The organism is Burkholderia cepacia, from assembly GCF_029962485.1.
GTDB lineage: Bacteria > Pseudomonadota > Gammaproteobacteria > Burkholderiales > Burkholderiaceae > Burkholderia.
The window spans coordinates 2311755-2325099 of the sequence record NZ_CP073637.1 but is presented as its reverse complement, the minus strand read 5'-3'; the positions used below and the strand labels follow the sequence as shown (position 1 = coordinate 2325099).

Annotated in this window: 17 protein-coding genes; 2 read left to right on the top strand and 15 right to left on the bottom strand. The window is 62.9% G+C overall.

The window, feature by feature from the left end; all coding sequences use genetic code 11:
- Positions 1 to 79 precede the first annotated feature (79 nt).
- The 15 genes from KEC55_RS10835 to KEC55_RS10765 form a co-directional block, all read right to left on the bottom strand.
- Entirely contained in the window at positions 80 to 2050 is a 1971-nt protein-coding gene (locus tag KEC55_RS10835; RefSeq protein WP_282505484.1) for a hypothetical protein, read from the bottom strand.
- On the bottom strand, positions 2050 to 2244 hold the full coding sequence (locus tag KEC55_RS10830; protein ID WP_282505483.1) for a hypothetical protein: 195 nt from the start codon (positions 2242 to 2244) through the stop codon (positions 2050 to 2052). Before KEC55_RS10830 ends, KEC55_RS10835 begins: the two co-directional genes overlap by 1 nt.
- Positions 2241 to 2426 carry a hypothetical protein gene (locus tag KEC55_RS10825; RefSeq protein ID WP_282505482.1) on the bottom strand — a complete coding sequence of 62 codons (186 nt, stop codon included), beginning with the start codon at positions 2424 to 2426 and terminating at the stop codon, positions 2241 to 2243. Before KEC55_RS10825 ends, KEC55_RS10830 begins: the two co-directional genes overlap by 4 nt.
- Positions 2427 to 2432: 6 nt before the next feature.
- Positions 2433 to 2618 (bottom strand): hypothetical protein, encoded by a 186-nt coding sequence (locus tag KEC55_RS10820; RefSeq protein ID WP_282505481.1) that lies wholly within the window; start codon positions 2616 to 2618, stop codon positions 2433 to 2435.
- Positions 2615 to 2959, bottom strand: a complete 345-nt coding sequence (locus KEC55_RS10815) for a hypothetical protein (protein ID WP_282505479.1) — start codon at positions 2957 to 2959, stop codon at positions 2615 to 2617. Before KEC55_RS10815 ends, KEC55_RS10820 begins: the two co-directional genes overlap by 4 nt.
- Positions 2956 to 3177, bottom strand: coding sequence for a hypothetical protein (locus tag KEC55_RS10810; protein WP_282505478.1), 222 nt, complete (start codon positions 3175 to 3177; stop codon positions 2956 to 2958). The genes KEC55_RS10815 and KEC55_RS10810 overlap by 4 nt, the downstream gene beginning before the upstream one ends.
- Complete coding sequence (locus tag KEC55_RS10805) at positions 3174 to 3389, bottom strand: hypothetical protein (protein WP_282505477.1); 216 nt, start codon at positions 3387 to 3389, stop codon at positions 3174 to 3176. Before KEC55_RS10805 ends, KEC55_RS10810 begins: the two co-directional genes overlap by 4 nt.
- Positions 3386 to 3598 carry a hypothetical protein gene (locus KEC55_RS10800; RefSeq protein WP_282505475.1) on the bottom strand — a complete coding sequence of 71 codons (213 nt, stop codon included), beginning with the start codon at positions 3596 to 3598 and terminating at the stop codon, positions 3386 to 3388. The genes KEC55_RS10805 and KEC55_RS10800 overlap by 4 nt, the downstream gene beginning before the upstream one ends.
- A gap of 198 nt (positions 3599 to 3796) precedes the next feature.
- Positions 3797 to 3964 (bottom strand): hypothetical protein, encoded by a 168-nt coding sequence (locus KEC55_RS10795; RefSeq protein ID WP_175427649.1) that lies wholly within the window; start codon positions 3962 to 3964, stop codon positions 3797 to 3799.
- A gap of 2 nt (positions 3965 to 3966) precedes the next feature.
- The gene (locus tag KEC55_RS10790; protein WP_282505473.1) at positions 3967 to 4329 is read right to left on the bottom strand and encodes a hypothetical protein; all 363 of its coding nucleotides are present in this window, start codon (positions 4327 to 4329) and stop codon (positions 3967 to 3969) included.
- A complete protein-coding gene (locus KEC55_RS10785; RefSeq protein ID WP_282505471.1) occupies positions 4329 to 5261 on the bottom strand; it encodes a hypothetical protein in 933 nt (310 codons plus the stop codon). The genes KEC55_RS10790 and KEC55_RS10785 overlap by 1 nt, the downstream gene beginning before the upstream one ends.
- A gap of 582 nt (positions 5262 to 5843) precedes the next feature.
- Positions 5844 to 7226 carry a virulence-associated E family protein gene (locus KEC55_RS10780; protein WP_282505470.1) on the bottom strand — a complete coding sequence of 461 codons (1383 nt, stop codon included), beginning with the start codon at positions 7224 to 7226 and terminating at the stop codon, positions 5844 to 5846.
- Positions 7223 to 7498, bottom strand: coding sequence for a hypothetical protein (locus KEC55_RS10775; RefSeq protein ID WP_282505469.1), 276 nt, complete (start codon positions 7496 to 7498; stop codon positions 7223 to 7225). Before KEC55_RS10775 ends, KEC55_RS10780 begins: the two co-directional genes overlap by 4 nt.
- A gap of 148 nt (positions 7499 to 7646) precedes the next feature.
- The gene (locus tag KEC55_RS10770; RefSeq protein WP_282505468.1) at positions 7647 to 7868 is read right to left on the bottom strand and encodes a helix-turn-helix transcriptional regulator; all 222 of its coding nucleotides are present in this window, start codon (positions 7866 to 7868) and stop codon (positions 7647 to 7649) included.
- Between the two features lie 211 nt (positions 7869 to 8079).
- Positions 8080 to 9336 (bottom strand): tyrosine-type recombinase/integrase, encoded by a 1257-nt coding sequence (locus KEC55_RS10765; RefSeq protein WP_282505467.1) that lies wholly within the window; start codon positions 9334 to 9336, stop codon positions 8080 to 8082.
- 382 nt (positions 9337 to 9718) lie between these two features.
- Here KEC55_RS10765 and KEC55_RS10760 point away from each other — a divergent pair, with 382 nt between their 5' ends.
- Together KEC55_RS10760 and KEC55_RS10755 are read left to right on the top strand one after the other, a co-directional pair.
- Positions 9719 to 11107 carry a hypothetical protein gene (locus tag KEC55_RS10760; protein WP_282507513.1) on the top strand — a complete coding sequence of 463 codons (1389 nt, stop codon included), beginning with the start codon at positions 9719 to 9721 and terminating at the stop codon, positions 11105 to 11107.
- Positions 11108 to 11604: 497 nt separating this feature from the next.
- Positions 11605 to 13134, top strand: a complete 1530-nt coding sequence (locus KEC55_RS10755) for a complex I subunit 4 family protein (protein WP_282505465.1) — start codon at positions 11605 to 11607, stop codon at positions 13132 to 13134.
- The last annotated feature ends 211 nt before the right edge of the window (positions 13135 to 13345 follow it).

The window sequence follows — 13345 nt, the reverse complement described above, 5'->3', positions numbered from 1 at the left end:
CGTTGCCCCGCACGTATATCGCGCATTGTTGATGATGCCACCGAAAAGCAAAAAGGGCCGCCATCTGGCAGCCCTTCGTCTACTGGGTCGATCCGTCGAACATTGAGCTTCGCCGCCGCACGCCGTCCCGCTGATCCAGTTTCCGCACCACTTCGTCCGCGACCTGGCGGTGATCCATCCCAGGCGCCGCCGTCACGTTCACGGTGTACTGCCGCGAATCGTTCATGATGTTCTGTGTCGTCCCTCGCATGCTGGGCATGGACGACAGGGTGGGGCGCGGCGCGGACGGTGACGCATCGGGCCTGTCCAGCTCGCCTGCATCCACACGCGCCTTCGCGGATGCCGTCAGCTTTGCGCCGCCCTGGTCCTTGACCTCATCGACTTCCTTTTGGCTGATCGGCCGGAACGCATACGCCGCAGCAGCCAGCGTACCGAGCGCCAAAACGGCGATGCCAATCGGATTGGCGAGTGCAGCGACGGCCGAACCAAGGCCACCAGCCCCGCTGCCAAGCGCTCCGACCAGACCAGTGACGGCCGTTTTCGCCAGCCCTGCAGCCGCCAGGCCGCCGACAGCGCCGGTCAATCCCACCAGGCCAAACGTCACCGCTTTGAACGCGCGGGGCGACTCGTCGGCGAACTTGTTCAGCGCTTCCAGGGCGCTGGCAGCTTTCTCCATTGCGCTGGCGAACACCGGAAGCAAGACATTCCCCATGCGCGCTTCAGCGTCATTCAGGCGAGCGCGGGCGTTGTCCATCTTGCCCTGCGTGGATGCACGATTCGCTGCGTCGGACTCGTCAATCCCGTTGCCGATATCGACGTTGTGCCGGTCCTTCCAGATGCTCTTGGAGAATCGCAGGCGCTGCGTGATGATGTTGGCAGCGTTCGGGTTCGACGCGATGCTGTTCGCGAACTTCGCCACCGCCGCGACATTATCCAGGTCGGTCGGGTCGATGCCGCGCTTTTTCAGGATCGGCGCCAGGTACGTGTCGGTCCACTTCTGCGGGTCGCGCAGGAACAATTCGTTTCCGACCAGGGCGCTAGACGAAACCTTTTTCACCTTGCCCGTCTTGTCGAACTGAACCTGGCCGCGATTCAGCAGCCCAAGCTTCATCATTTCATCGAACGCGCCGTGCGTCTGATGGCCGCCAATCCAGGCGTTCATCAGCGTGCTGGATGCCGTGCCGTATCCGTTCGCGCTCATCGCCTGCATCAGGAACGTGTCGCCGAAAAACGCGCGGTCATCCATCGCCGCAACGGCGCTCTTGCCACGCCGGATCGCGGTCAGCTGGTCGTCCGCAGAAACAACACCGTTCGAACCCGTCAGCGCCTTGAACGCCCAGTTTTGCTTTTCGCGCAGCGCTTCGGGAGACTGCGCGCCGCCGCGTTCTTCGGCGATCTTCGCCAGGCTGTAGGCTGCATCTTCGCTGATTTGCGCTTTGTGCCCACGGTTGTAGAGCTGCAGTCCGGAAAGCGCCTTCAATGTGAATGGCAGCGCCTCAATTGCGTGATGCGCGTCGCCCAGTGCCGTGCGCAGTTCACTGACGGTCTCGGTTGCGCGCGTGACGGACACACCAAACTGCTTCGAGTCCTGGGCGGCCTTCACCATCGCATCGCCGTCCGCTTTGGATACGCCGGAATTTCGGATGATGGTGACGGCGTTTTCGCGCTCGATGGCGGCGTGAAGCATCGGGCGCGCGACCAGACCGGATGCGGCGACCCCTGCGCCGACTGCGCGTAGGGCAGTCCCGCCGACACCGACGATGGTTTCGGCGCGCTTGCGTGCTGCTGCCAGGCGATCCTGGGCGCGGCGCGTGCGATCCAGTTCGGCGGTCAGCTTCGCATACGAATTGCGCAGGCCGTCCACATCGCGGCCGGCACGCCCGAATTCACGAATTGTGCGGCCCAAAAGCTTCTGGCGGCGCTCCATGTCCTGCACCGATTTGCCGACGCCGGAAATGCTTTTGTTGACGGTGCCGAATGCGTTTTTCAGCGTGGGCGCGACGGCCCCGCCGATCTGGATGGTTGCGTTTAAACGCTGGTTCTTTGCCATCAGTGAATCACCCTGTCAGTGTGCTGCATTTCGAACATCGCCACTTCGGCTTCCAGGGCGGCCATCATCTGTTCGGCTGCCGCAACTTCATCTTCGGCCTCTTGCTGCAGCAAATCGATGATTCCGGCGACGTGCTGCTGCAGCTTGGCGGCTCGCTTCATTGCGCGCTTGGCGCGCTTCGTCGGTTTGCTCATGCTTGCACCAGGTTCGGCAGCGGCGGAATGTTCGCCATCATGGCGGCCCGCAGCGCCACCGCCAGGCGTTCGCGCGCTGCGTCGTCAATCGGCATGGCGGCAAACGGTTCGAGCGCGTCGGCTGCGTCGTGCGCAAGTGCGCGCGCGAGGTTGAGTGTGAGTGTTTCGATGTGGTTGCTCATTGTGATTTACGGGTGGTTGAGTTTTTCGGCAGCTTTCATGGCGGCTGCCGACAACGCCAGTGCATCAGCGCGTCGTCGCGCGCGGTCCGATTCGGTGACGGCAGGCCCCAGCAGCAATTCGACAGCCCGGTCCCACGGGTCGGTGTCATCGCGCTCCCATACGGCGCGCCCACGCGGCTCGCTGATTTTCATCGCGCCACCAGCTGCTGGGCGCGGCCGATTGCCACCAGGGCGGCGTCGCGCGCCAGGCCGTTGCGTTCGAACAGATTGCCGAACGCGGCCACGTCGTCGTCGGACGGCTTGTCATTGCTGCCACTCAGCCAGCCCAGCGCCACCAGCGTGTCGCGGCTCGGGCGGTTGCGCAGTCCTTCGGCGCGTTCTTCCCCTTTGCGGAGCCACAGGAAAAACGAAACGTCAAACTTGCCCCGCTCGATAGCCGGCAGCAGCCGGTCGTCGCGATACTGGCCGACGCGGCGCGGGGTGATTTCGAAGAGTGCTGCCAGCTCGGGTGCGGTCATCAGGTGGGTATTCATGCTGCGTTTGCTCCGGTCGTTGTGGGTGCGCTCGACGCTGCGGGCGTCCAGTCGCGATAGTTCCAGGCCAGCGGCCGCCAGGAACGCAGCGCATCACGCAGCCGGCCGGCGGCGGCGCGACTATCGAGCGTTTGTCGCGTGTCCTGGCTGATTGCGTCGGCCGTTGCGATGGTGCCTGCGAGCATCGCGAACAGGTTGCTCTGGTCGATAGCGTTCATCGGCGGTCACCCCGCAAAATCGGCTCGTTCCAGTCCGCCTTATAGGCGCCATGCGGCGCGGGATGCTTGCGCTTGGCGGGGCCTTTGCCGTACTGGCGCTTGCCACCAGACTTGCGCGGCGCTGCAGGTGCGGGTTGCGGCTCGGGTGTGGCCGCCTGAATGGGCGACGGTTCGGCACGGTGTCCGAAGATGCGGGCGAGTAGCGCTTTCATTCGTCGCCCCCGGTCAGTCGCGCCTGCTGCAGACCGATTGCAGCGTTGTCGATTTCGACCGCCAGGCGTCGCAGGCTTACCTGCGCTTGCTGGACAATCGCGCTGTCGGGTCGTGCGCAGGCGAGCATTTCGCCATGCGCCAGCAGCGCGCGGGCAATCGTCGCGCATGCGCTCGACGCAGATTGAATTACAAATTGAGGAGTGCTCATAGTGTCGTGTGTGTTGTGCCTGGAATTTCCGGCCCCAGGCTGGCGAAGAAACGGGCCCTTTTGAGATTGTCGGCGGTGCCCATACCACGAGCCAGATCATCAACCGCACGCCTGGTCAGTGCGCCCACGTTCTTTCCATGATGCCGCGTCGTGAGCTACAGCATCCCGCGTTAATTCCCGGCGGGCACGGGGTGAAAATCAGTTTGCCGGTGCTGACTGACTGTCCAGCGCGCGCCGCAGCAGAGCCGTTGCGGCCTGGTTGAAGCTCAGTTCTGCGCCGACGCGTTGCGACATGGTGCGTCGCTCGGCATCGATGCGTTCGCGCACGTCACGCGGGAGAGTCAATGAGACTTTTTGCTGTTCCATATTCAAAGCTCCAGTGGCTTCCAGCTGGCCCAGTCACTGCGCTGCGCTGGTGCAGCTCTGACACCTCGCTGCGCTTCAATCACAAGCGCGTGCAGCATCTTCAGCGCACGTGACACCTGCGCGTCGTTCAGGCTGTACTGGCTGCGCAGCCAGGCGCTGGCGCTCTCACGCGAGTATCGGAAGGCGCCGCCGCCAGCGAGGATGACAAGGATGTGCCGGTTTCCCTCATCGTCCTCGCCACGGTCGGCGATCGTTGCGCCAGCAAGGGCTACTTGCACTTCGGGCGGCAGTGCGTCGGTGGCGATGACTGCAGGCGCTGCGGTGGGCTTGCGCCCGCCCACCAGGGCGCGAAGGCGGGCAAGCATTACGCGGCCGTCCAGAAGTCGGTGGACGGATTCGGGATAACCGGTTGCAGGTTGCCGAACACGATCAGTTCCTGGTCGCCGCTCACATTGAGGCGCTTCACGTGAACGCTCAGTTCGGGACGCACGGCGACAGCGGCGCGATTGAACAGGCCCACCACGGTCTTGTCGGTAGCGGCGGTCAGTTCGGCCGGAATGCCGCCAGCCGCGACGAACACGCCGTCACCACGGAACGATGCGCCAGCGCCTGCGGTGCCCACCAGGGCGCGGGCTTCGTCCAGCTTCGCGTGACGCGCCGCCAGTGCGCCGATGGTGAACGCGGCAGGCGTCGCCGCCAGGACGGCGGCAAGGAACAGGCGGTCCATCAGCTCGCCCAGGCCCAGCGCAATCGCGATCATGAAATCGTCGCTGAGTTGATCGCCGGCAACGTCGCGACGCTGGGCGCGCGTGATCTTGCTGCGGAACGCGAAGTTCGGCGCGTCGCCCCAGCTGAAGTCAGCATCCTCGAATGGGATAGCGGACAGCGCGGCTTCCTGGCCATCGGTCACACTGGCGAACGCCGCCGGCTCGACGTGGCGGACCTTCGACGGGTTGGTGTAGAAGCCCGGATGGTTCGCGCCAGACTGCGGGCCGAACTGCGGCGCGGGCTTTTCCGGCGCAACGATCAGCCGCGCGCCAGCGGAAACCACGCGGCTGTTGTCACGCATGAGCGCGGACGGGTCCAGCTCGTTCGTCTTGCCGGCTTCCACCAGGTTCAGGCGGTAGTAGCTTTCGAAGCCCTCGCGCATCGCAAACGCTCGGGTCAGGTCGATGCCGCCAGACGCGACGGCAGGCACGGCGATGCGGTGCGGGGTGTCGGCCGCGCCAACGTCGGCATAGCCAAGGGCGCGCGTACTGTTGTCGAAAATTTCGTGAAGCGCATTCAGTTGCGGCATGGTTCGGGAATCCTTTCGGTGAGTTTTCCGGCATTGTTCCGCGTTTCGATGTGCTGTTCCTCCCGTGGGATTTCCGCTGTTTGCGAACGTTCGTTCACTGCATTTCACAATGAGAAACGGAAATGGGCTAAAAATAGCCAGCCAGAGATTGAGCGGTGCGGAGCCATTACCTCCGCACCCTGGCCCCCTCCGGAAGTACCTTTTGTGTTACGAATATCGCTGCGCCGCCACCATCCAGCCCCGTGGCAGCCACCGACCACGATGCACGTACGCGCCGCGTCACACCACGCCACTAGGTCGCACATCATCCAGGCTGCGATGGAGTGGGGCGCAGTGGGCGTAACCACGTAACCGTGTAACCATTGAAACCGTGAAACCCCAGACTTCCTATATATCCCCCGGTGTACCAATTACATTTATTAAACCTAGTGGTTACGGTGGTTACGGTGGTTGCTAAAGGATGAGAGCGTTATCAGGCGCTGGTTTCGGCCGTCACCACCTGGCGTCATGTGGTGGTGACGGCTCGGCTGACGGTGGTTACAAAAATGCCCCGCTCGATGGCGGGGCTGCGGGGCACGTCAATTAAATCGGGCGTTCGTCGTCATCAACGTTGCGAACCCATACCCTGGTAGGTTTTCCAGACCGTCGCAACAGCCGGCGCTTATAGCCAAGTAATCCCAGGATTCTGCAGGCGCGCATCTGCTCGCCCTTACCTTGGCGGGCCGTTTCAACACCGATGCCGGCCAGCACTTCGGAAACCAGCACTTCACTGCGGCCGATACACCACTGATCGATGGTTTCTTCCCAGGCGTCGGTTTCGCGCCGTTCATCGGTCTGCGCCTTGGCGGCTTCGGTCGGCACTTCCCACCAGGTCGCCCTAGTGTTGAACGCCTCTACTGCTTCAGCGAAAAGCTGTTCGCGATTTGATTCAAGCCATGCGTGGTCGATGCTCGTCACGGCCAGCGGCCAGAAGCGGCGCGCCCCTGTCGAGTCACGCAGGTATTCGTGTTCGTTGGTCGTTCCAGCGAATACAACGCGGCGGGGCAGGTTGACGGCGCGTTTCGCATACGGCAGCCGACAACGGTCCTGGCGTGACGACAGTGCCTGTTTGATGCGGGTCACTTCGGTTTTCCGAAACGCGTCCAGTTCGGCGACCTCGACCAACCAAGTGCCCTGGATGGTCACGAAAAAGTCCTTCGTGTCCATGCCCTCAGACAACTCTGAAAAATACTTTCCGCCAAGCATGCCCAGCAGTTTCGACTTCCCGGCACCCTGCGAGCCCTCGAACACAGGCATGGTGTCCACCTTGCAGCCAGGCACAAGCCCGCGCGCAACCATCGACAAGATGAAGTTTCGGCCGACTGCGTTGTGATACTCGTCGTCCGGCGCACCGACCGCGCGCTGCAGCCAGTCACCCAGGCGCGGCGTTCCGTCCCAGCGCAGCGATTGCAGCCAGTCGCGCAGTTCGTCGCGCTGGTCGGCTTGCGCGACGGCGATGGCGGCCTTGTCGATCAGCTCATCGCTGAATTTCACCAAGCCGAATTCGCGCTGGAACACGGCGGCGACCAGCAATCGGTCAGCGTCTGTCCATTGGCGCGGCTCATCGCAATCCCAGGTCGTGAAAACGTCCTGGTGAAACGTGTCGTACCAGATGCGGCCAGCGAAGCGCGGGTGGCCTTGCAGTACGGCAATGGCTCCATCCAGGTTCGCGTATGGCTCGCCGCGCATGTCGGTTGCCAGCGCGACGCCGTGGCGGTGCATCGCTTCGACGGCTTCAATCCCGTTCCTTGGGCGCGGCGCAGCGTCGTTCGCAAGCGCCGCATTCCGCGCGTCCCGTTCTTTCCGCGCCGCCGCCAGATACGCCTGTTTCCTGGCTTCCAGTTCGGGGTCAAGCTTCGGCTTCGGCGGCTTTTCGCGGAACGAATCCGGTATCGACACCTTTACGATTTCGTCAAAAGTGGTCACTCAGCTTGCCCCCGCTGCTTGCGCACCCAGCCGATATCTGCCAGCGTCTTTTCAGCCAGGGATTTATGCGCATACGGCACGTGGCGCCCGATGCAGTTCCAGGCGTCCCTGCAAGCTGCCTGCAGCCCCCAGCTAAGGCGTACTTCGACGTGCCTGAGCAGTGCGTCAACCATAAGGGCGCGGGCATGATCTTCGTTACGTCGCATCTCGTCTGCATTGGCGACGCAACGTTCCTTGAAGGCAGATACGGTTAGGAGTTCACGATTGCTCATGCCAGCCTCCACACGAGAACGTTGAGCGCGAGCATTGCGCCGAAGGCCGCTGGATGGCTGGGGTTCGTGAGCGCGCGCGCAATGCGGGACAGCATGCTGGTATAATTCGAAGTACTCAGGATTTTTTCTTTGTTGGGGGTCGCGCGGTTCATCGTGCCACCCCCGTTTCTTTTTGCCCGCGCGATGCTGCCACGCGTGCGTCGATCCAGGCATCAACTTCCGATTCAAGCCAGCCCGACGCCTTCACGCCGAGTTTGATCGCTGCCGGGAATTCGCCGCGAGCGATAGCCGCGTACACCGACGAGCGCGGCATGCCGACTTTGTACGTAACGTCCTCGATGCGCAAAACGCGCTTGGGTTTCTGTTCCATTTTGTATCGAACCGTCCATTTGGTTATGACGATTCGATAATCCTTGAAGCTGGACGGCAATTCCTCCCGTGGGATTTCCGGACCCCCGCACATTGCGTTTAAACAGTCATCCAGGATGCGTGTCGTTCATCGCGCTTCACGCGGTGCCACGAAATTCTTGGACAAGTCAGCGCAATGGATAAAGAAAACCCCGCGCGGGGCGGGGTGTTCGTCATGCTGCGATGGCAGTTTCCTGCGCTGGCTGCGGTGTCTCGATGTATTTCGCCCAGTCGTCCATCAGGACACGCCGTTTCTCGAACATCGCGCCGCGCTGGTAGGCCGCTTCGCTGTCGTCCGCCAGCTTGTGTGCCAGGGCGTGTTCGATCACCTCGCGCTCATGGTGCGATACCTCGCCGGCCCAATCACGGAACGAACTACGCATGCCATGCGGGACCACGGGCCGGTTGTCCTCCATCGGATCGACCCATAGCGGCAGTTCGGCTTTCTCGCGCCGCCCATTGATGATCTTGATGACTTTCCCCATTGCTGCGTTCGACAGACCATCTTCGCCGCTGGGAAACACGTGATCGGCAACGCGCTCGGCCTTCATTTCCTCCAGGATTTGTAGGGCGCGGAGACAAAGCGGGATATGGTGAGCGCGGCTGCGCTTCATCCTGGGACCTGGAACGATCCAGACGGCGTTCTGCAAATTGAATTCATCCCAGGTAGCGCCGATTGTCTCGTTCGTTCTGGCGGCCGTCAGGATCGTGAATTCCAGCGCCCGCGCCGCCACGCCTGGGCGCTCGCGCAAATCCATCATGAATTCGTTCATCTGGCGATACGGTAGCGCCGGGAAGTGCGAATCCTCCTGAACCTGGCTAGGCTTCGGCAGAAGGGTGTCTAGGTGATGCCGCCAGGCTGCCGGGTTGTCGCCGGTACGCAGGTGGCGCGTTTTCGCCCACGCCAGGATTCGTTCGATCCGGCCGCGCACGCGCGACGCGGTTTCGTTCTTCGTCAGCCATATCGGTTCCAGGATGCGAACGACGTGCTGCGTAGCGACGTGCGCCACGTCCAGGCTGCCGATTACGGGGCTGGCGTAGGTCGCCAGGGTGTTCGTCCACTGCTCGGCGTGCTTCGGGTTCTTCCAGCCGCCCCGATGCGCCGCTATGTACGCCGCGCTGCACTGGTCGAACGTCATCCGGCTGGCAGCCTGGGCCTTGGCGGCGGCGCGCTCGGCCATCGGGTCCTCGCCACGTGCAAGGGCGGCGCGCAGCTCCGTAGCTTTGTCCCTGGCGGCCTTCAGCGTCACGTCCGGGTACGGCCCCAGCCCCAGGTTGCGCGTCTTGCCGTGCCTGGCGTATCGAAATATCCATGACTTCGTCCCGGACTGGCTGACCTGCAGCCAGAGGCCGCCGCCGTCACCGTGGTAGCCGCGCCGATCTTCCTTGCCGACGCCGACCGCCGACAGCTTGTGAATTCCCCGCCCCATAAACCCTCCGCCTAACTTTCCTACATACGTCCGTACATACGTTCTGACCCGCGATTTGAGTGGACAATGGTAGACGTGTCAGGACGGAAAACGCAAGTGAATCAAGGCGATGGATGATGCGTCGTGATGCCGCGTGAACTGGAGTGATAGGCGGAGACAGTCTCCGTCTCCGCCAAAAGCGGTGACAAAGCCCCGTCAGTTCTAGGACTGACGGGGCTTTTTCTTTTTCGGGCCCATCGTGCCGTGTCGCGCGAGAAAGGTTCGATGCTGCCGGATCGCATCCTCACGCGAACTTCGTCGCGGCCCCACAGGCAATGAATGCTCGACTTGAGCACCCGTCATGCGCTACATATCGCGTATCGTCCTGGCGCAACTCAAGGTGATGCACTTGGCAAGCCCGCATTCCGTTCTGACTTTCCTCTCTCATCGGCCTGTCGACGGACTCGTCGATAACCACGCGCGTTACGCGCAGCTGCACGGCTATCGGCATGCGACGGTCGACGGCATGCACGTGTACGGCGAGCGCCAGCAGATCCTGCACAAGTATCACGCGATCATCGCGCAGCTCGTCGCGATGGAGCCGGGCGCATTGCTGCTCGTGCTCGATCCGTTCTCCGTCGTGTTCGATCCGCACGCGCTGCCGGACGTCGCGCACGGCTACGACGCAATCGTCACCACGCAGACGTCGAAGTCGCCGCTGCCCGCCGCAAGCGGCATGATCTTCCGCAATGTGCCCGATGTGCGGGAGCGATTGCGCAAGCTCGCATTCGAACTGGGCAAGTGGGCGATGCGCCTTCCGGAACGCCGCGATGCTTGCGAGGCGACGCTGCTTGCGGAGCACTTTCCACCGCTGCCGTTCGATGTGCCGCTCGCGAACGGCCATTTCGCGTCGGCGCAGACGGTCTGGAGCGATGGCATCGCGATCGATTCGATCGCCGGTGCGCGGCCGCTCGTCGCGCACAACGCGCCCGAGTGGCAGGCGGTGGAGGGCGTCTGGGCGCCGGCGGCCGACTACGATTTCCGCTACGTGGTTGCGCTCGTCGACGATGCCGAGCGGTACCAGCACGGCGATCAACCGCGCGCGCTGGATGACTGGCGCGCCGCGCAGCAGCGAACGCGCGAGGCGGAGCGGCATGTGAATCCGCATGCGCGTATTGCGTTCGTGAGCTTGCATACGTCGCATATCGCGGGCTATGGCGATCTGCACGAGGAGAACTTCGTCCGCTACTGCACGCGGCACGGCTATGCGTACCACGCGTATCGCGAGGCGCCGGCGTTCCTGCCGGGCGGCATCGACGCGAACTGGGCGAAGCTGCATCTGATTCGCGAACATCTGCCGCATCACGAATTCGTGTTCTGGGTCGATGCGGACATCCTGGCGATCGACCAGAGTCAGGCGATCGACAGCGTGATCGACGGCCGCGACTTCCTGATCGGTACCGATCACACGGCCTGGGCGATCAACTCGTGCATGATCGGCGTGCGCAACGTGGCGCCGATGCGTGAACTCGTCGAGCGTATCTGCGCGCGCATCGAGCATTTCGGCGATCGATCGTCGGTCTACGCGAGCGGCGGCGACCAGCAGGCGATCTATGTGGAGCTGCTGGAGTCCGGCCTGGTCGATGCGCGCCATATCGTCGACGCGACGACGCTCGCGTCATCGCCGGTCTATGCGACGCGCGATAGCCGCTTCGTCCATTTCCCCGCGCAACACAACCACTATCGCGCGGTGACGATGCGCGTCTGGGACCGGCTGAGTCATCAGCGCTGACGGCCGGGAACATGACAGATGCGATGCCTGCCGCGACACCGGGCGGGAAGGGTGGCCAATCACTCGGCCTGTATCGTGTCGGTGAAAAGTAATTGAAACGTAATGATTGGTGTAAGGAAATGCGAGGCATCGGATCACCACCCGGCGCGTCCTCGATAATCCTGTTCCGGCCCCGCGAAATGACGTGCTGACGCCAAAAATGCGGCATTGCATCGTTTTTCGCGATTTGCCATGGCACGCAATACAAAAAATTACTTAATAAAATCAGCGTCATGCATCGGGATGGAAAATTGAGGCTCTGCTGCGCTGCAGAAAATAATCAATCGCCTTATGCTGGTTAACCCGATCGCGTTTGAGCGACATCAAGTTTCCCCGTGATGTCGCTTTACATTTTGCCAACACTGGCGATTCACGAAATCTACCTGTCGATTTGATTTCGTTCCTTTCGTCTCGCCTGTCCCCGATGCAGTGCGCGACCTCATCAAGGCCTTGTTGACATGCATGATTTCCCCTTCCTGAGCCTGGCCATCTGGGCTCCGATCCTGTTCGGCGCGTGCCTGCTGCGCGCCGGTTCCGACCGTCACCCGCGCCGCACGCGGCTGATCGCGCTCGCGGGCGCGATCGTGGGGCTCGCGGCCGTCGTCCCGTTGGTTGCCGGCTTCGATGCGCATTCGGCGGCGATGCAGTTCGTCGAAAGCCGTGACTGGCTGGCGGCATTCAATTCCGGATGGCGCGTCGGCATCGACGGCGCGTCGCTGTGGCTCGTCGTGCTGACCGCCTTCACGACGCTCGTGGTGGTGATCGCGTCGTGGGAGTCGGTCACGGTGCGCGTCGCGCAGTACTACGCGTCGTTCCTGATCCTGTCGGGATTGATGGTCGGCGTGTTCGTCGCGCAGGACGGGCTGCTGTTCTTCATCTTCTTCGAGGCGACGCTGATCCCGCTGTACCTGCTGATCGGCACCTGGGGGCGCGAGCGCCGCGTGTATGCGGCCGTGAAGTTCTTCTTCATCTCGTTCGCGGGCTCGCTGCTGCTGTTGATGGCGATGCTGTACCTGTACGCGCAGTCGCATACGTTCGACATGGCGGCGTGGCGCACGCTGCAGCTCGGCTTCGCGCCGCAGTTGCTGGTGTTCCTCGGCTTTTTCGCGGCGTTCGCGGTGAAGGTGCCGATGTGGCCGGTCCATACGTGGTTGAGCGACGTCTACACCGACGGCCCGACTGGTGCCGCGCTGATGCTCGCGATGCTCAAGCTCGGCGGCTACGGATTCCTGCGTTTCGCGCTGCCGATCACGCCCGATGCGAGTCACTTCTTCGCGCCGGCGGTGATCGCGCTGTCGTTGTTCGCGATCGTCTATGCGAGCCTGATCGCGCTTGCGCAGACCGATCTCGGCAAGCTGCTCGCGTATTCGACGGTCGCGCACATGGGCATCGTCACGCTCGGGCTGTTCCTGTTCAACCGGATCGGCGTCGAGGGTGCGATCGTGCAGCTCGTGTCGTACGGCTTCGTCGCCGGCGCGATGCTGCTGTGCGTGAACGTGCTCGTCGATCGCACGAAGCAGCGCGAGATCGCCGCGTACGGCGGCGTGGCGGGCGTGATGCCGCGTTTCGCGACCTTCACCGTGCTGTTCGCGATGGCCAACGTCGGCCTGCCGGGCACGTCGGGCTTCGTCGGCGAGTTCATGGTCATCATGGGCGCGATCCGCTTCAACTTCTGGATCGGCGCGATCGCGGCACTGACGCTGATCCTCAGCGCGTCGTACACGCTGTGGATGCTCAAGCGCGTCGTGTTCGGCAAGGTCGCGAGCCAGCGGATCGCAAAGCTCGCCGACCTGAATCGTCGCGAGATCGTGATATTCGCGTCGCTCGCGCTGGTCGTGCTGGCGATCGGCATCGATCCGAAGCCGTTCACCGACGCGATCGATCCGACCGTCGGCAAGCTGATCCAGGAAGCAAGCCAGTCGAAGGTGCCGGCAGGGGACGGCCCCGTTCCGGCGCTGCCGTCGTACATGGCGTCGACGCACGACTGACCCCAACGCATCGAGCCGCGCAAGCGGGCCGCATCGCACGGCGATACGGCTCGTTGCGCACGCATCTATCGAGGTCCGGCACGGCGAGCGCCGGGCCCGCTTCCGGCTGCGTGAAATTGCCCCGCGACAATGTGACTCACGGCAGATTTTGCAATGATGATTTGCCGCATCAACCAGTTTTTCATCGCACCCGCGCGACGTATGATTCGGC